20 protein-coding genes are annotated in these 17,307 nt (G+C 35.8%); 17 read left to right on the top strand and 3 right to left on the bottom strand.

Annotation, left to right across the window (positions count from 1 at the left end; all coding sequences use genetic code 11):
* Positions 1-2 precede the first annotated feature (2 nt).
* The 3 genes from HCAN_RS01600 to ilvC all read left to right on the top strand — a co-directional run bounded on the left by HCAN_RS01600 (position 3) and on the right by ilvC (position 3,002).
* The gene (locus tag HCAN_RS01600; protein ID WP_006656577.1) at positions 3-1,520 is read left to right on the top strand and encodes a YifB family Mg chelatase-like AAA ATPase; all 1,518 of its coding nucleotides are present in this window, start codon (positions 3-5) and stop codon (positions 1,518-1,520) included.
* A 107-nt stretch (positions 1,521-1,627) separates the two neighbouring features.
* Positions 1,628-1,876, top strand: coding sequence for a ComEA family DNA-binding protein (locus HCAN_RS01595; protein WP_006656728.1), 249 nt, complete (start codon positions 1,628-1,630; stop codon positions 1,874-1,876).
* Between the two features lie 100 nt (positions 1,877-1,976).
* Complete coding sequence (gene ilvC / locus HCAN_RS01590; protein WP_006656576.1) at positions 1,977-3,002, top strand: ketol-acid reductoisomerase; 1,026 nt, start codon at positions 1,977-1,979, stop codon at positions 3,000-3,002.
* 127 nt (positions 3,003-3,129) lie between these two features.
* Here ilvC and HCAN_RS01585 read toward each other — a convergent pair whose 3' ends face one another.
* Positions 3,130-3,567, bottom strand: coding sequence for a globin domain-containing protein (locus tag HCAN_RS01585; RefSeq protein WP_006656573.1), 438 nt, complete (start codon positions 3,565-3,567; stop codon positions 3,130-3,132).
* A 205-nt stretch (positions 3,568-3,772) separates the two neighbouring features.
* Here HCAN_RS01585 and nikA point away from each other — a divergent pair, with 205 nt between their 5' ends.
* From nikA to HCAN_RS01530, 11 genes are read left to right on the top strand one after another with little or no spacing between them, the layout of a single operon-like run.
* Positions 3,773-5,278 carry a nickel ABC transporter substrate-binding protein gene (nikA, locus tag HCAN_RS01580; RefSeq protein ID WP_006656572.1) on the top strand — a complete coding sequence of 502 codons (1,506 nt, stop codon included), beginning with the start codon at positions 3,773-3,775 and terminating at the stop codon, positions 5,276-5,278.
* Complete coding sequence (locus tag HCAN_RS01575; RefSeq protein ID WP_006656571.1) at positions 5,278-6,210, top strand: ABC transporter permease subunit; 933 nt, start codon at positions 5,278-5,280, stop codon at positions 6,208-6,210. Before nikA ends, HCAN_RS01575 begins: the two co-directional genes overlap by 1 nt.
* Positions 6,210-7,010, top strand: coding sequence for a nickel ABC transporter permease subunit NikC (gene nikC / locus HCAN_RS01570; RefSeq protein WP_006656570.1), 801 nt, complete (start codon positions 6,210-6,212; stop codon positions 7,008-7,010). Before HCAN_RS01575 ends, nikC begins: the two co-directional genes overlap by 1 nt.
* Complete coding sequence (locus HCAN_RS01565) at positions 7,007-7,738, top strand: ATP-binding cassette domain-containing protein (RefSeq protein ID WP_006656727.1); 732 nt, start codon at positions 7,007-7,009, stop codon at positions 7,736-7,738. Before nikC ends, HCAN_RS01565 begins: the two co-directional genes overlap by 4 nt.
* Positions 7,722-8,519: an ATP-binding cassette domain-containing protein gene (locus HCAN_RS01560; RefSeq protein ID WP_006656569.1), complete on the top strand. Its 798-nt coding sequence runs from the start codon at positions 7,722-7,724 to the stop codon at positions 8,517-8,519. The genes HCAN_RS01565 and HCAN_RS01560 overlap by 17 nt, the downstream gene beginning before the upstream one ends.
* A 37-nt stretch (positions 8,520-8,556) precedes the next feature.
* Positions 8,557-8,805, top strand: coding sequence for a twin-arginine translocase TatA/TatE family subunit (locus tag HCAN_RS01555; protein ID WP_006656568.1), 249 nt, complete (start codon positions 8,557-8,559; stop codon positions 8,803-8,805).
* A gap of 2 nt (positions 8,806-8,807) precedes the next feature.
* Entirely contained in the window at positions 8,808-10,373 is a 1,566-nt protein-coding gene (argS, locus tag HCAN_RS01550) for an arginine--tRNA ligase (protein WP_006656567.1), read from the top strand.
* A gap of 9 nt (positions 10,374-10,382) precedes the next feature.
* A complete protein-coding gene (gene fabD / locus HCAN_RS01545; RefSeq protein ID WP_006656566.1) occupies positions 10,383-11,303 on the top strand; it encodes an ACP S-malonyltransferase in 921 nt (306 codons plus the stop codon).
* A 3-nt stretch (positions 11,304-11,306) separates the two neighbouring features.
* Entirely contained in the window at positions 11,307-11,996 is a 690-nt protein-coding gene (locus tag HCAN_RS01540) for a 5'-methylthioadenosine/adenosylhomocysteine nucleosidase (protein ID WP_006656565.1), read from the top strand.
* A gap of 9 nt (positions 11,997-12,005) precedes the next feature.
* A complete protein-coding gene (gene sixA, locus HCAN_RS01535) occupies positions 12,006-12,473 on the top strand; it encodes a phosphohistidine phosphatase SixA (RefSeq protein ID WP_006656726.1) in 468 nt (155 codons plus the stop codon).
* A gap of 12 nt (positions 12,474-12,485) precedes the next feature.
* Positions 12,486-12,995 carry a YhcH/YjgK/YiaL family protein gene (locus HCAN_RS01530; RefSeq protein WP_006656634.1) on the top strand — a complete coding sequence of 170 codons (510 nt, stop codon included), beginning with the start codon at positions 12,486-12,488 and terminating at the stop codon, positions 12,993-12,995.
* 46 nt (positions 12,996-13,041) lie between these two features.
* Here the strand turns inward: HCAN_RS01530 and argB are convergent, their stop codons facing one another.
* The gene (gene argB, locus HCAN_RS01525; protein ID WP_006656725.1) at positions 13,042-13,893 is read right to left on the bottom strand and encodes an acetylglutamate kinase; all 852 of its coding nucleotides are present in this window, start codon (positions 13,891-13,893) and stop codon (positions 13,042-13,044) included.
* A 60-nt stretch (positions 13,894-13,953) separates the two neighbouring features.
* Here argB and HCAN_RS01520 point away from each other — a divergent pair, with 60 nt between their 5' ends.
* Entirely contained in the window at positions 13,954-14,895 is a 942-nt protein-coding gene (locus HCAN_RS01520; protein ID WP_006656564.1) for a D-2-hydroxyacid dehydrogenase, read from the top strand.
* 8 nt (positions 14,896-14,903) lie between these two features.
* Here the strand turns inward: HCAN_RS01520 and trpS are convergent, their stop codons facing one another.
* The gene (gene trpS, locus HCAN_RS01515) at positions 14,904-15,911 is read right to left on the bottom strand and encodes a tryptophan--tRNA ligase (RefSeq protein ID WP_006656563.1); all 1,008 of its coding nucleotides are present in this window, start codon (positions 15,909-15,911) and stop codon (positions 14,904-14,906) included.
* A gap of 103 nt (positions 15,912-16,014) precedes the next feature.
* On the opposite strand from trpS, the gene hisF reads away from it, so the two are divergent.
* Entirely contained in the window at positions 16,015-16,791 is a 777-nt protein-coding gene (hisF, locus tag HCAN_RS01510; protein WP_006656562.1) for an imidazole glycerol phosphate synthase subunit HisF, read from the top strand.
* A gap of 11 nt (positions 16,792-16,802) precedes the next feature.
* Entirely contained in the window at positions 16,803-17,243 is a 441-nt protein-coding gene (locus HCAN_RS01505; protein ID WP_006656561.1) for a YqaA family protein, read from the top strand.
* The last annotated feature ends 64 nt before the right edge of the window (positions 17,244-17,307 follow it).

Here is a 17,307-nt window from a genome sequence, read left to right as displayed (position 1 = left end):
AAATGGCACTAAACCTTCTGTATTGTGCCGCACAAGAAGGTTTAGAAGCTAAAAAAGTGGAGGTGGAAGTAAGCTTTACAAAAGCACTTCCCTCTTTTCAGATCACTGGATTAGCAGGTAATGCAATCCAAGAATCACGCCAAAGAGTCCAATCTTCCCTACTTTCTAATGATTTTAAATTTCCTCCTTTAAAAATAAGTGTTAATCTCTCACCATCAGACTTGCCCAAACAAGGTAGTTTTTATGATTTACCCATTGCACTTTTGATAGCACTTTATGGACATTGCGATTTCACATTTGATGACAAAAAACCCCAAAAATATTTTGCCTTTGGAGAGTTAGGACTTGATGGAAGGGTTAAAGACACCCCTTCTATTTATCCTTTACTCTTTTCTCTTTTAAGCCAACAAGAAAACCAAGATAGCATTTTTATACTTCCAAAAAGCGCAAAAGATTTTTACTCCACATTACCTAATTTAAGAGCCTATTTTGTAGAAACACTCAAAGAAGCCATTGAAATTTTAAAATGCCCACCACCTTTAGAATCCACAACAACTAATCTGCCCTTTGATTATGAAACAATTGGTGATGAAAAATATTACTTAAACACCCACTTTCCATTAGATTTTAAAGACATTATTGGGCAAGAAAGAGCTAAAAGAGCAGCACTCATAGCCGCTTGTGGCTTCCATAATATTTTATTTGAAGGCAGTGCAGGAAGTGGAAAAAGTATGATTGCCTCTAGAATCCCTTATATCCTACCTCCACTTACCCTATCTGAAATCTTACAACTTGCCTCAACCACCTTAAAAATCTCCGCACAACGCCCCTTTAGAAATCCCCATAATAGTGCCACAAAAGCAGCGATTCTAGGAAGTGCTGTTGGTCAAAATGTCAAATATGGAGAAATTAGTCTCGCACACCTTGGAGTTTTATTTTTTGATGAGTTACCCCATTTTCCAAAAAATCTCTTAGAATCACTAAGGGAGCCCTTAGAAAACCATCATTTCACTATCTCACGCCTTCAAGCAAAAATCACCTGTCCTACAGATTTTATGTTTGTTGGCGCAATGAATCCCTGTCCTTGTGGAAATTTGCTAAGCGTCTCAAAAGAATGCCGTTGCAACCAAAAAGAAATCAATGCTTATAAAAATAAAATTTCCGATCCCTTTTGGGATAGATTAGATTTATTTGTATCCATGCAAGAAGGTATGCAAACTAGGCACACCATCACTTCAAAAGAAATGCACACTCAAATCTTAAATGCTTTTAGATTCCAAAAAACACGCAATCAAAAATGCTTTAATGCGAGATTAGAAGGGGAAAATCTAAAAAGTTTCTGTATTTTAGGTGATCAAGAAAAAGAAATCTTAAAATTAGCAAAAGAACGCTTTTCTCTCTCTTCTAGAGGAGTAGATAAAATATTAAGAACTGCAAGAAGTATTGCTGATTTGGCTCTAAGTGAAAAAATTTCCAAGGAACATTTACTAGAAGCTTTGAGCTATCGTAAAGTTTCCTAATTTGTTACCAAAATTCACAAAAATTACAAACTCATAATATTTTCCAATAAAAATATATTTAACTTTTCTGTTAATATTAAAACACATTTCAAATATTAGGAGAAAAAATGAAATTACTTGTTGCACTTTTTTTGGCTCTATCTTTTTTATTTGGAGCTGTTGATTTAAATAAAGCAAACAAAGAGGAACTTATGAGCATCAAAGGAATCGGAGAAGCAAAGGCACAAGCTATTATTGACTACCGCGAGAAAACACCTTTTAAATCTATTGATGACTTAAAAAATGTAAAGGGATTTGGCTCAAAGAGTATTCAAAAAATTCGCAAGGATCTTGTAGTAGAAACACCCAAAGAATAATAATTCAAAAGGCTTTGATTAAGATTATTTATCAAAGTTTCTACTAAGTTTGCAAAGAATATAATTTTAAATTCTTAATTTATATTTAACGAGGTTGGAAATGGCATTACAAGTGTATTACGACAAAGATTGTGATTTAGGGTTAATCCAAAAGAAAAAGGTGGCAATTATCGGTTTTGGGTCTCAAGGACACGCACACGCGGAAAACTTACGAGATTCTGGAGTAGAAGTTGTTATTGGGCTTTATAAAGGTGGCAAAAGCTGGGCAAAAGCAGAAGCAAAAAACTTCAAAGTCCTTGAAGTAAGTGAAGCCACAAAGTGGGCTGATGTAGTGATGATTCTAATCCCTGATGAATTACAAGCCGATGTGTTTGAACGCGACATAAAAGCAAATTTGAGTGAAGATAAAATCATTGCTTTTGGGCACGGATTTAATATCCATTTTGGACAAATCAAAGCACCAAAAGGCGTAGGCGTGATTATGGTAGCACCAAAAGCACCCGGACACACAGTGCGAAGCGAATTTGTAAAAGGTGGCGGAATCCCTGATCTCATCGCGGTAGAGCAAGACACAAGCAAAGGCGATGCAAAGGCGATTGCACTAAGCTATGCGAGTGCGATTGGCGGTGGTAGAAGTGGGATTATTGAAACGACTTTTAAAGATGAAACTGAAACCGATCTTTTTGGTGAGCAAGCCGTGCTTTGCGGTGGTGTAAGTAGTCTTGTTAAAGCAGGATTTGAAACACTTGTAGAGGCTGGATACCCTGAAGAAATGGCGTATTTTGAATGTTTGCATGAGCTTAAGCTAATCGTGGATTTAATCTATGAAGGTGGCTTGGCAAATATGCGATATTCTATCTCAAATACCGCAGAATACGGCGATATGGTAAGCGGTCCTAGAGTGATTAATGCTGAATCTAAAAAAGCGATGAAAGAGATTTTGAGCGACATTCAAGAAGGACGCTTTGCAAAAGACTTTATTTTAGAGCGTAAAGCAGGTTATGCGAGAATGAATGCAGAACGCAAAAATCTAGCCAACCATAAAATCGAGCAAGTGGGCGAAAAACTTCGCGCTATGATGCCTTGGATTGGCGCAAACAAGCTTGTCGATCAAAACAAAAACTAATTTTTATAAACTCCCAAATTTCTAATTGGGAGTTTTGTATTTCAAGCAAACAAACTCTAGCTTTTTACATACATTCCACAAAAGCCCCTAAATTTTACAATGTTAGAAGCTTTCTGTAGTGATTAATTTATTTTTGTGCTTTATACATTTCTTCTTCTATATGGATATAAAAATCTGCAACTTCTCCATAAGCTTTTCCCCAAGCCTCAATTACCTCATCATTAGCTGCATCACCTAACACTTCTTTGATAGCTACAAGCAGACATTCCCCTACAAGTGGATAATGTTCAGGCAAAACATTCAAACTTACATGAGTTTTTCCAATGGATTCTACAGAGCGGCGAATCTTTTCTAGATCATCAATATTATTAGCCGCATTTAAAATCGCCATTGCTAAGGCTTTTGGCTGTTTTCCATTTTTTTGTTTTTCCATATCGAACATTCCTTGCACTTGTGGGTAACGACCAAAAAGCTCACGATAAAAAACTTTTGTAATATCCTCTCCATATTGTTTGAGCGCTGGAATCGTGCTTTTTACAATCTCTTTAGTGTGTGAATCTAACATTACTTATCCTTTTATTTTAAATTAAAACCGATATTGTAAGAAAAAATCAAAATAAAAAAATTGATTCAAGTTAATTTTACGCCATAAAAAATACTTTTTTTTAGCTAAACACTCAAAAGAATAAAGACAATCAAAGTTTTAAGGTTTTTTGTGTAGAATTTCAAGCAGTTAATCTTTATTTTTGGAGTGAAATATCAAAAAATTCTTGTTTTATTTTCTAAAATTTCTGCCATTTTTACTGCTTTCGCCACTTTTTGGGCGTGAAATCACAAGTGCTTGGGCGATGAATGCTGGAAATCTCAATCCTCATCTTTATTCACCCAACCAAATGTATGCTCAAATGATGCTCTATCAATCTTTGGTGCGTTTTGATGGTAAAAAATTTGTAGGCGAAATTGCTAAGTCTTGGAAAATCTCCAAAGATGGTAAAACTTACACTTTTTTTCTCAAAGACAATCTTGCATTTTCTGATAGAAGCCCACTTGATGCTTATGCTATAGAGGCAAATTTTAATGCTATTTTAGATAACAAAGCACGGCATTTGTGGCTTGGAATCACACAAAAAATTGCCTATGCCAAAGCACTTGATTCCAAAACCTTTGAACTCAAACTCACAACTCCCTATATTGCTACTCTTAATGAGCTTAGTCTCCCACGCCCTTTTAGATTTATCGCACCAAGTGCAATGATCAACAATTCAACTAAAAATGGCATAAAAGCCCCCATTGGAAGTGGCGCTTGGATATTAAAAGAAAGCAAACTAGGTTCTTATGATATTTTTATTCCAAACCCAAATTATCAAGGCAAAAAATCTGAAATTTCAAAACTCACAATGAAAATCCTACCCGATCCAAACTCTAGAATCTTAGCTTTTGAAAGTGGATCATTGGATATTTTAGTAGGCAAAGATTCACTCTCACGAGAAAACTTTTTACGCCTTAGCAAAAATCCTAAATACCAAACCATCACTTCTAGCCCACAAGGCACTTTTCACCTTGTTATTAATGCTAACAATCAACGCCCCACTCACGATATTAATTTACGCCAAGCTCTATTAGAATCAATTAATCGCCAAGCCATTTGGGAGAAGATTCTACTCCAAATTGACAAACCAGCCCATAGCCTTTTTAACCCTCAATTAGAATTTTGTAGCACACAGCCACAAGCTCCTGCCTTTAACCCAAAAAATGCTCAAAACTATCTCCTAAAAAGCACTTACAAGCAAGAAGCTCTTAATCTTGTGTATATTGCAAATAATCCCATTCAAAAAACAATTGCCGAAGCCATCCAAAATGATTTAAGTAAAATTGGTATCAAAATTAAACTCAATGCCACAGAGCCAATTTATTTCTTTCAAAGGCAGAAAAATGGCGATTTTGACTTGATCTTTAATGAAACTTGGGGGAATCCTTATGATCCACATTCCTTTATTGCTTCAATGCTAACCCCCTCTCACGCCGATTTTGCCGCACAAAAAGATTTAGATTCTCGCAAAGAAATAGAAACACTTATCCACACTATCCTTAGCCAAACTAATCCTGATATTCTCCAAGCAAACTACACAAAATTACTCAATCTCCTCAATGAAAGTGCAATTTATCTTCCTTTTAGCTATGGAGTGGTGCTTGGAATTTACAACAAAGAACGCATCAAATCCTATCAAATGGGCGTTATGGAAACAGAATTTCTCTTTGAGAATATGGAATTTTAATGCTTCTATTTCTTTGTAAAAGAATCCTACTTTTAATTCCTATTTTATTAGCCGTTTCTTTTATCGTCTTTGGAATCTTACGCCTAAGCCCTATTGATCCTGCTTTTGCCTACCTTACACAATCCCAGATTCCACCCACCAAAGAAGCCCTAGAAGCCACTCGAATCGAGCTTGGTTTGAATCTACCTTTTTTTGAGCAATATTTTCTTTGGCTAAAAAATCTCTTGAGCTTAGATTTTGGAATCTCCTATGTTACCAAACGCCCCGTGCTAGAAGATATTCTATATTATCTCCCCACTACTCTAAATTTGGCTTTGCTTTCTATGCTTGTTGTAATATTTTTTGGGGTTTTCTTAGGCATACTTGGCGCAGTCAAAAAAGGAAGTTGGGTAGATAAAAGCTTGAATGCTTTTGCTTTTTTTGGTGTATCAATACCAAGCTTTTGGTTTGGATTTTTGCTAATCTATCTCTTTACTTTAAAACTAGGGATTCTCTCTCCCTATGAGGATTTTTCACTCAAGAGCTATATCCTCCCTGTCATTACCCTAAGCCTAATGTCTATTGCCATTAATATGAAATTAGTGCGAGTAAGCTATCTAGAGCATCAAAGTCAAAGAAGTGTGTTATATGCCTATGCGAGAAATCTACCTAAACAAACCATTCAAAAACACATCTTAAAAAATTCTCTACTCCCTATTGTTACTTCCTTGGGTATGCACTTTGGAGAGATTTTAGGCGGAGCAGTAGTTGTAGAAATTCTCTTTGGCTTACCTGGCTTTGGAAGATATGCAGTGAATGCAATTTATAGCCACGATTACCCTGTCATTCAAGCCTTTATGATGATTATGGTTGTTATTTTTGTGTCTTTAAATCTCTTAGTAGATATTCTTCTCGCTTATCTTAACCCAAAAATCCGCTATGAGAATGCCTAATGCGTTTAAAAATTGCTCTTTTTCTTGCTTTGTGTTTGATTTTTATCGCACTCTTTGCACCTTGGATTTTTCCTTATGATCCCACCCTTGGAGATTTAGAACAAAAATTCTTACCCCCTTCAATGCAACATTGGTTAGGCACAGATCACTTAGGCAGGGATGTTTTAAGCCGTTTGGGTTATGGAGCTAGAATCTCCCTTTTTAGCGTTTTTGTCATTTCCCTATTAATCGCTCTAAGCTCTTTTTTGATTGGAATTATTGCGGGATACAAAGGCGGTTTCCTTGATAGTATTTTAATGCGAATTTGTGATGTATTTTTGACTTTTCCTACTTTTATTTTGGCACTTTTTTTCATTGCCATTTTTGGGGTTGGAATCACCAATGTTATTTTAGCCATTGTGCTTACGCATTGGGCTTGGTATGCTCGAATGATAAGAAGCATCACGCTTGAAATAAAAACTCAAAACCATATTCAAGCTGCTAAAATGCTTGGAGGAAATGATTTTATGATTATCATAAGACATATTTTGCCTGTTGTTTTTCTACAAATGATTATTCTTATTACACTTGATTTTGGGCATATGCTTTTACACATTTCGGGGCTTTCTTTTCTAGGGCTTGGTGTGCAAGCACCTATGCCAGAATGGGGAGTGATGATTCAAGATTCCGCACCTTATATTATGGAACATCCTATTTTAATGCTTTATCCAGGGCTTTGCATTTTTATTTCTGTGGCTATTTTTAACACCCTAGGGGAAGCCTTAAGAGATAAATATTCACTACCAATGGAAAAACAATGATAAGCCTTCAAGACTTTAGCCTTTTTGCTCACAAGAAACAAATATTGCACCACCTAAACCTAAATCTCAAAAGCAACCAAAGAGTCGCCCTTTTAGGTGAGAGCGGAAGTGGAAAAAGTCTTTTAGCAAGGGCTATTTTGGGGCTTTTACCCCAAGATTTTACAAGCTCTGGCACTCTCCAAAGTGATGAAAGATTCGGAGTAATCTTGCAAAATCCTGCAAGTTGCTTTGATTCAATCTTTACTTTAAGGCAACATTTCCTAGAAACACTCAAAGCTCATCATCTAAACACCCTAAAAGAAGATTCTTGGGGACTAAAGGAAGTGGGATTAAACCCTAACATTTTAGATTCTTATCCTTTTGAGCTAAGTGGTGGAACACTTCAGCGATTAATGATTGCCCTTAGCATTTGCATTCAGCCTAGCTTTATTATCGCAGATGAAATGACAAGCAATCTAGATTGCTTAGGCACACTTCAAATCTCCAATCTCTTGCTTTCCTTGCAGAAAAAAATGGGCTTTGGATTGCTTTTTATTACCCACGATCTCTCATTAGCAGCCAAAATGGCAGAAACAATCATCGTGCTTCATCAAGGGATAATTATCGAGCAAGGCGATAAAAATCAAATTTTAACCAATCCAAAACACCCTAAAACACAAGAATTACTAAGAGAAAATCAAAAACTTCTAAACACACCTTGGGGGGATTTCCGTGGAAAAATTACTTGAAGTCAAGCAGCTTACTCAAAGCTACAAAAAGGGGAGTTTTTTTTCTCAATCAAAAGAAGAGGTGATTCTAGAAAATATTAGCTTTTCGCTAACACAAGGCAAGAATCTAGGCATATTAGGTGAAAATGGTGCTGGAAAATCAAGCTTGGTAAGAATCTTACTTGGATTGAAAAAAGCTAAGAGTGGAGAAGTTATCATTATGGGTAAAAGGTATTTTAAAGGATCAGATCAAGAGATTCGCCAAAATATACAAGGAATCTTCCAAGATCCTCAAAGCTCTCTCAATCCTAGATGGAGTGCAAGAGAATGTATTTTGGAAGGATTAGAAAATTACCATTGCATCACCAACAAAAAACAACAGAGTGAAGAATTGGCAAAATTTGTAGGAATAAACCCCCTTGATCTTGATAAAAAAAGTCTCCATTTTAGCGGTGGGGAACAACAAAGAATCGCTATTGCACGCACCATAGCCTTAAAACCTAAAATTCTCATTTTAGATGAAGCATTTTCCAATCTTGATGTGCATTTACAAATGCAAATGATAGAGAATCTCAAAAAAATCCAACAAGAACTCACCCTAACGCTTATTGTCATTTCTCACGATTTAAGGGTTATTTTGCAATTATGTCAAGAAATTATTTTGCTCAAAAAAGGAAAAATTGTCTTCCAAACCTCCAAGCAAGAGGGCATTGAAAAAGCAATGTTACGCGATAAAACAGGAGTTTTTAAAGAGTTTTTAGAAGCAAGTTTTCAAAATACCTTTTTGCAAGTGGAATTATGATATAATGAACTTTATTTTCTAAAAGCAAAGGACTAAAATGGGACCAAGTGTTCAGCAATTATTAATCATTTTATTAATTATTATTGTGTTGTTTGGGGCTAAAAAGATTCCAGATTTGGCAAAAGGTTTGGGTTCAGGAATTAAGAACTTCAAAAAAGCAATCAAAGATGATGAAGAAAATACAGATATTCACACCACAGAAGCCAAACCCGATAAAATCCAAAATGATTCTAATACAAAAGAAACAACCGCTTCCACAAATAATAACGAAACTACAAAAGTTTAACAATGTATTATAAAATCAAAAAAATTGTTGATGAAACACTTGGAATCACAAGTGTTTTAGAACAACCTCGCGATAAGAAGTTTGGGCATTTTGCCCTGCCGACTTTTAGTTTTGCAAAAAGCTTTAAAAAATCTCCCCAAGATATTGCACAAGATTTTGCAAAAAAGCTCGAATCCCTACCAGAAATTTCTAGTCTCAATGTTGTTGGTGGTTATGTTAATTTTTTCTTAAGTGATCTATTTTTAGAACAATGCACACAAGATTTCTTAAAACCACATCAAAAAAATGGAGAAAAAATTCTCCTAGAATATGTGAGTGCTAACCCCACAGGACCTTTGCATATTGGACACGCAAGAGGGGCAATTTTAGGTGATAGTCTATGTAGAATCGGGCGACATCTGGGTTACTCCATCACAACAGAATATTACATCAATGATGCAGGCTCACAAATTGAAAATTTAGGCAAATCCATTTATTATGCTGGAAGGCATTTGTTTTTTGATGATTCTTATGATTTACCAGAGGGCTGCTACAAGGGCGAATACATTTTAGATTTAGCCAAGGAAGCGAAAGATTGCTTTGGAATAGAATGTTTTGAAAATGAAAAATTCATCGAAAAACTAAGTCTTTTTGGCAAAGATAAAATGCTAGAAGAAATCAAAAGCAATCTTGCGGAAGCAGGAATCGTATTTGATAATTTTGTGAGCGAAAAAGAGCTTTATAAACAATGGGATGGCACACTAAAATCTCTAGAATCACACAATGGGATTTACAAACAAGAAGGTAAAATTTGGATTAAATCTACAGAATTTGGCGATGAGAAAAATCGCGTTGTTGTGCGTGAAAATGGTGAGCCAACTTATCTAGCTGGAGATATTATCTACCATAAAAATAAATTTGAACGCAAATTTGATAGATATATCAATATTTGGGGAGCTGACCACCACGGATATATTCAGCGAGTAAAAGCTGCCATTGAGTTTTTAGGCTATGATAGCAATCAATTAGAAATTTTACTCTCTCAAATGGTTGCCTTATTAAAAGGCGGAGAATCTTATAAAATGAGCAAAAGAGCGGGTAATTTTATCTTAATGAAAGATATTATAGAAGATGTAGGATCAGATGCATTGCGTTTGATTTTTTTAAGCAAAAGAGCCGATACGCATTTGGAATTTGATATTGAAGATCTAAAAAAACAAGATTCTTCTAATCCTGTTTATTATATTAATTATGCACACGCTAGAATTCACACACTTTTTTCAAAATCCAATTACACGCTAGAAACGCTGCAAAAAGACTTTAGCAATCTTAGCGAATCTTTGCGAGATTTACTTGTTTTAGCACTTAATCTCTCAAAAACACTTGAAGATTCTTTTATCCAAAGAAATCCTCAAAAAGTCGTAGAATATTTACGCACTCTCTCAAGTGAATTTCATCGATTCTATAATGAAGAAAAAATTCTCAACACTCCCAATGAAAAGACAATTCTAAGCGTCTTAAGTATGGTTGCACAATCGCTTAATGCCGGATTAGATTTGCTTGGAGTTAAAGCCAAAAAAAGTATGTAAAGGAAAACAATGAATAAAGCCGTTATATTCCCTGGACAAGGTTGTCAAAGCATCGGAATGGGAAAAAGCCTTTTTGAAAATAGTCAAGAAGTTAGAGAACTTTTCGAAAAAGCAAGCGATCTTTTAAAAGAAGATATGCAAAAACTCTGTTTTGAAGAAAATGATAAACTTAATCTTACACGCTATACACAACCTGCTATTTTACTTGTAAGCTATAGCGTTTTCCATCTCATTAAACCCAAAATTAATGGAGAAATCAATTTAGCATTAGGACATTCTTTGGGAGAATTTAGCGCACTTTGCGCAAGTGGAACTCTAAGCTTTGAAGAAGCCATAAAGCTAGTAAGCCAACGCGGAAGCCTTATGGAAGAATCTTGCAAAAAACAACAAGCAGGAATGATGGTGGTTTTAGGTTTAGAAGATTCTATGCTTGAAGAACTTTGTGAAAAAAAACGCAATGTAGGCTTAAAAGTTTGGTGTGCTAACTACAATGGCGATGGACAAATGGTTTTAGCAGGCAGCAAAGAAGATTTATCTGAACTTGAAGTGGAACTAAAGGGGCTTGGTGCTAAAAGAGCTTTAATGCTACCAATGTCTGTTGCAAGTCATTGCCCTATTTTAGAAAACATGTGCAAGGAATTTGAAATGCTTTTAGAAAAATCCTTACAAGAATCATTTGCATTCCCAATTGTTTCCAATGTTACTGCACGCCCTTATAATACTAAAACACAAGCCCTAGAACTACTCTCTAAGCAATTAATCTCGCCTGTGCTTTACAAACAATCCATTAGAGAAAACGATTCTAAAGTAGAACTCTTTATTGAATGTGGAGGAAATGTTCTCAAAGGCTTAAATAAACGCTTAACACAAAAAGAAACACTTTCTTTACAAACTTATGATGAAATCCAAAATTTCTTACAAAAGGACTAACAAATGACCATTGGTATTTTAGGTGCTATGCAAGAGGAAATCTCTCCTCTTTTAGATCATTACAAAACTTATGAAACTATTGCTTTTGGAGGCAATACTTTCTACAAAGTCTCTCTTGGTGATAAAACACTCATTATTGCGTGCAGTCGCATTGGTAAAGTGCATTCTAGCTTGAGTGCAGCCACAATGATTCTTTATTTTGGTTGCAATAAAATAATTTTTAATGGCGTGGCAGGCGGAATCAATCCAAACTACAAAATTGGCGATTTAGTCATTGGCGAAAAACTCTGCCAACACGATGTAGATATTACGATTTTTGGGCATCCTTTTGGGTATTTTTCTGAGGGCAAAATTTTTACACAAACCAATGAAGCACTCAACAAACTCGCTAAAGAAGTCGCCAAAGAATCAAACATTACCATTCACCAAGGAACAATTGCCACTGGCGATCAATTTGTGAGCAGCAAAGAAAGAAAAGAATGGATAAAAAAAGAATTTAACGCTGATGCAATTGAAATGGAAGGAGCAAGTGTGGCTGTAGTTTGCGATAATCTCAATACGCCTCTTTGTGTGATTCGCGCTATTTCTGATAATGCTGGTGATGAAGCACTTATTAGCTATGAAGAATTTTTAGAACATTCTGCCAAACAAAGTGCAGCACTTGTAATTAAAATGATTGAAAAAATCAATTAAGGGGAAATTATGCGTCTTATTTTGGTGCGTCACGCAAAAGCAGAGGATAGAAAACAATGGGAAGGGGAAGATGATTTAAAGCGACCACTTACCCTAAAAGGCAAAAAACAAGCCAAAAAAATCGCAAAATATCTCCATAAACGCTACCCAGAAGTGGATGCCATTATCTCCTCTTTAGCCCTACGTGCTTGTGACACTGCAAAATACATTGCCAAACTTCAAAAACACAGTACTTTTTTTCTAAGCCCATATTTGAATCCAGAAGTTGGTATTGATGGCTACAATAAACACCAAGATGAAATTGAGGAAGATTGGCAAACTCTTGTAATCGTTGGACACGAACCTACTATTAGCGAATTTGTCAAAAATATTTGCTCTAAAGGCGAACTAAACATCAAAATTCACAAAGGCTGTGTGATAGAACTAGAGCGTGAGGGCAATGAAAATTGGGCTTTAATTGGGCTAAGAAATTTTTAGGGAGGCGGATAAATGTTTGTAGGTTATCTTCCAGATATCATCAATAAATTCAAAAAAAATGAAGTTTTAACAAAGGTTTTTGGCTATCTTTGGGAAGCAATTGATGAAGAAAGTGAAGTCTTTGCAAGAATCTCCAATCTAAAAGCAGGTGAAAGCTTTGAAGTATTTTTTGATGGGGGAGCCAAAGCCATAGAACAAGCTTATCTCACCAAAACCCCACAAGAAGCCTTTTATGAAAGCCACCAAGCAATGGTTGATTTCCAAATGCTAGTTAATGGAAAAGAAATCTTTTTTGTCTCTCCACATAGCCTTTGTGAAGTCAAAACACCTCTAGATTCTACAAAAGATCTTATTGAATATCACAAAAGCCCTTATACCTCAAGCATCTTGCTTTTTAGGGGAAATCTAGCTGTTTTTGAAAGTATTGATGTCCATGCAGGAGGAATTGCTGTCAATACAAGCGAACTTGTTCAAAAAGTTGTTGTTAAAATCCCCAAAGAACTCATTAAATTGAATTTTTAGCGGATTGAAATATATTCAATCCACTATTTCCCATACTGCTTTATTACTACCTAACAAACTCACTCCCAATACCCGCACTAGTAAAAAGCTCTAAAAGCAATGAATGTGGGATTCTTCCATCAATAATATGGGCTTTTTCCACACCATTTGTAATACACTCCAAACAAGCCTCCACCTTAGGTATCATTCCCCCACTAATCACACCCTCATTGATTAGCTGCTTTGTTTCTTGCAGATTCAAGCTTTCAATAATATTTTTATTTGCGTCCAAAACACCTTGGGTATCTGTTAAAAAAATAGCCTTTTTAGCTTTTGTAGCAATAGCAATCGCACTTGCCGCACTATCAGCATTAATATTAAACCCAGGATGTCCTGATTCTTCCCCATAAGCAATGGGGGCAATCACTGGAATCAAATTTTGTGCTAAGAGATTGTCAATCACTTCACCTTTTGTTGCGATAATCTCTCCCGTGTAACCATATTTCCCATTCTCTTTTGGCTTAGCTAAAAAAAGTGAAGCATCTTTCCCACTCATACCCAAAGCACTCACTCCGTGATGATTTAAAAATGCGGTAATTTCTTTATTTATCTCTCCGCTTAATACCATTTCAACCACTTTTAAAGCATCCGCACTTGTTACTCTAACACCATTGACAAATTCACTCTCTATATTTAATGCCCCTAGTAATTCATTAATCCTTTTTCCCCCACCATGCACAATAATAGGCTTAATGCCAAGCATATAAAGCAACACAATATCCATAGCAAACTGCTCTTTTAACTCCGGATTAATCTGTGCAGCCCCCCCATATTTAATCACAATCTTTGAACCACGAAAAATTTTAATATAAGGAAGCGCATCAAGCAAAATAGAAACAATTTTTGAATAATTATGCATTATTTTCCTTTTTTCTTGTAAAATGTTTATGAAATTATAACTCAAAAAAGGAATTCAAAAATGCAAAATAACATTGTTTTTTTAGATGCTTTAAGTCTTGGCGAAAATAACATCAAAGAAAGCTTACAAAGCATCGGACATTATACAGAATACCCTACTACAAGCCCCAATGAAACTCTCAATCGTTGCAAAGGAGCTAACATTATCTTAACCAATAAAGTAGTTTTAAATAAAGAAATCTTAATGGCTCTAAAAGATACTTTAAAATTAGTTTGTATCACTGCTACAGGAACCAATAATGTTGATTTACAAACTGCTAAAGATTTAGGAATCGAAGTAAAAAATGTCGCGGGCTATTCTACAAAAGGTGTTGCCCAACACACTTTAATGATGGCATTAGCTTTGAGTGCAAAATTACCCTTTTATGATTCTTATTGCAAAAGTGGCGCTTATGCTAAAAGCCCGATTTTCACAAACTTATCCACACCACTAGAACTACTGGATAACAAAAAATGGGGAATCATTGGACTTGGAACTATCGGCTTAGAAGTAGCAAGACTAGCTAGTGCATTTGGCACTCAAGTGAGCTATTATTCCACAAGTGGCAAGAATCAAAACCCAAATTACCCTTGCATTACTTTAGAATCGCTTCTTAAAGAAAGTGATGTTATCTCCATTCACGCACCGCTAAATCCCTCCACGCAAAATCTATTAAACAAAAACAATTTATCTCTTATTAAAGAGGGCGGAATCCTCATTAATGTAGGCAGAGGCGGAATCGTGAATGAACTTGAATTAGCAGAAGAAATGCAAAAGCGTAAAATTTATGCTGGATTTGATGTTTTTAGTCAAGAACCTATGGTAGAAAATCATCCATTTTTAAACCCCAAAATTGCCGATCAATTTATTCTCACTCCACACAATGCTTGGGGCTATGAAAGCAGCAAAGAACTCCTTATAAAAGGCGTGTTAGAAAATATCCAAAACTTCCTAAAGGCTTGATACCGCCTTTAGATAAGCCCCATTTTCTCTTTGGCTTCTTGATAGGTTTTTTGAGCGATTTCTCTAGCTGTCTCTGATCCCTTTTGCAAGATCTCTTGCAAATAAGCAAAATCGCTAAAAAGCCTTTCATATGATTCTCGAATAGGGCGTAATCCCTCAATCACAACTTCTGCCACTTTTGTTTTTAATTCCCCATAGCCTTTCCCTACAAAGAACTTTTCAATCTCTTCTTTTGATTCTTTACTAAAACATTGATAAATATTCAAAAGATTATAAACTCCCGCACGATTCTCATCAAACGCAATAATGCCTTCTGAATCAGTTGTTGCTTTTTTGAATTTTCTCATAATTTCATCGGGGCTGTCTAAAAGCGCGATTAAATGGTTTGGCTTGTCTCCTGAACTCTTACTCATCTTTTTTGTTGGATCATCTAATCCCATAATTCTTGCACCCTCTTTTTGAATCAAAGGCTGGGGAACAACAAAAATCTCACCATAATCACGATTAAACCGCATTGCTGTATCGCGCGCTAATTCAATGTGTTGTTTTTGATCCTCACCTACAGGCACAAACTCGCTTTTATAAAGCAAAATATCTGCACTCATCAAATTTGGATAATTAAAAAGTCCTGCAAAAATACTTTTTGGATTCTTTTGGCTTTTATCCTTAAACTGCGTCATACGACTTAAATCGCCCATTGGCGTAATACAAGTTAAAAGCCACGCCAAAGAAGTATGCTCTTGAATCTCTGATTGAATAAAAAGCGTAGATTTCTGTGGATCAATACCGCAAGCAAGTAGCATCGCACAAAGCTCAAAAGTTTTTTCACGCAAAATCTTTGGATTCTGTGGAATCGTAATAGCGTGCGAATTAACCACACAAAAAATATTTTCATACTCTTCTTGGCGATCCACCCAATTTTTCACTGCACCCAAATAATTCCCCAAATGAATATCTCCTGTTGGCTGAATCCCAGAAAAAACGCGTGGTTGCTTTGTGGTTATTTTGGTTTGCATAGCAATCAATCCTTCAAAAAGTGTAATTTAAAGTGCGAATTATAACAAAACTTAAACTTTTTTGTTAAAATTTTACCCAAAGAATCTCACAAAAGGAGCACGATTGGATTTAGCCAAACCAACACTCACAAAGCGAATCATTCCCTGCCTTGATATTAAAGATGGACGCGTAGTCAAAGGTGTTAATTTCGTTGGTTTGCAAGATGCCGGAGATCCCATAGAAGTAGCAAAACGCTATAATGATGAAGGAGCGGATGAAATCACCTTTTTAGACATTACTGCCACCCACGAAGGGCGAAACACCACCATAGAAATGGTAAAGCGTGTCGCCAAAGAAATCTTTATCCCTCTAGCTGTGGGAGGTGGGATCTCTAGTCTAGAAGATATTTACAAACTGCTTAATGCTGGGTGTGATAAGGTTAGCTTAAACTCTTCTGCCATTGCAAATCCTAACTTCATCACACAAAGTGCAAAACGCTTTGGCTCACAATGTATTATCGTTGCCATAGATGCTAAGAAAAAAGCCACAGGAAAGGGCTGGGAAGTCTATACGCACGGCGGTAGAAAAAACACTGGAATCGACTTAGAAGAATGGGCACTAGAAGCTTACAATAGAGGTGCGGGAGAGATTTTACTCACTAGTATGGATTGTGATGGCACCAAAAATGGCTATGATTTAGTCCAACTCCAAAAAATCTCAAAATTAGTCCATATTCCACTTATTGCAAGTGGTGGCGCAGGAAGCAAGGAGCATATTTTAGAAGCCTTTTTGAATGGAGCTGATGCAGCACTAGCTGCTTCAATTTTTCATTATCAAGAAATCCAAATAGCAGACTTAAAGCACTTCCTTAAATCCAAAGGCATTCCTGTAAGAATCTAGCACAAAAACCAATGCAAACTTTAGAATCACTTGGCTTATTTGGGCTTTTTTGCATTTGCTTTATTTCAAGCAGCCTTTATCCTTTGGGCTCTGAAGTTTTTGTTAGCTTTTTTACCACTTTAGATTACCCCTTGTTTCTTGTGTGGAGCGTTGCTACTATTGGCAATACTCTAGGCTCTCTTAGCACTTATGCCATTGGCTATTGGGGAGAAAACTTTATTTTAGCTAAGCACTTCACAAAACCAAGAAATCTTGAAAAATATCTCATTTTTATCAATAAATATGGTTTTATAGGGGCATTTTTTAGCTTTTTGCCCTTTTTGGGAGATATTTTTGCATTTGTTTTGGGAGCTACTCGCTACCCTTTTTTAAAAGCCACCTTTTTTATTTTTCTTGGCAAAGGCTTACGATATTATCTGCTAATCTACCTAACCAAACTTTTCTATTTTTAACTATGTCAGAGTAAAGTAAGAATTCTTTATGTAAAATTTAAACATAAGCAAAAAATCCAAGATT

Origin of the sequence: Helicobacter canadensis MIT 98-5491 (genome assembly GCF_000162575.1) — a bacterium.
GTDB classification, from domain to species: domain Bacteria; phylum Campylobacterota; class Campylobacteria; order Campylobacterales; family Helicobacteraceae; genus Helicobacter_D; species Helicobacter_D canadensis.
Note: the sequence above shows the minus strand (reverse complement) of the source record. Positions and strands in the feature narration are given on the sequence as shown.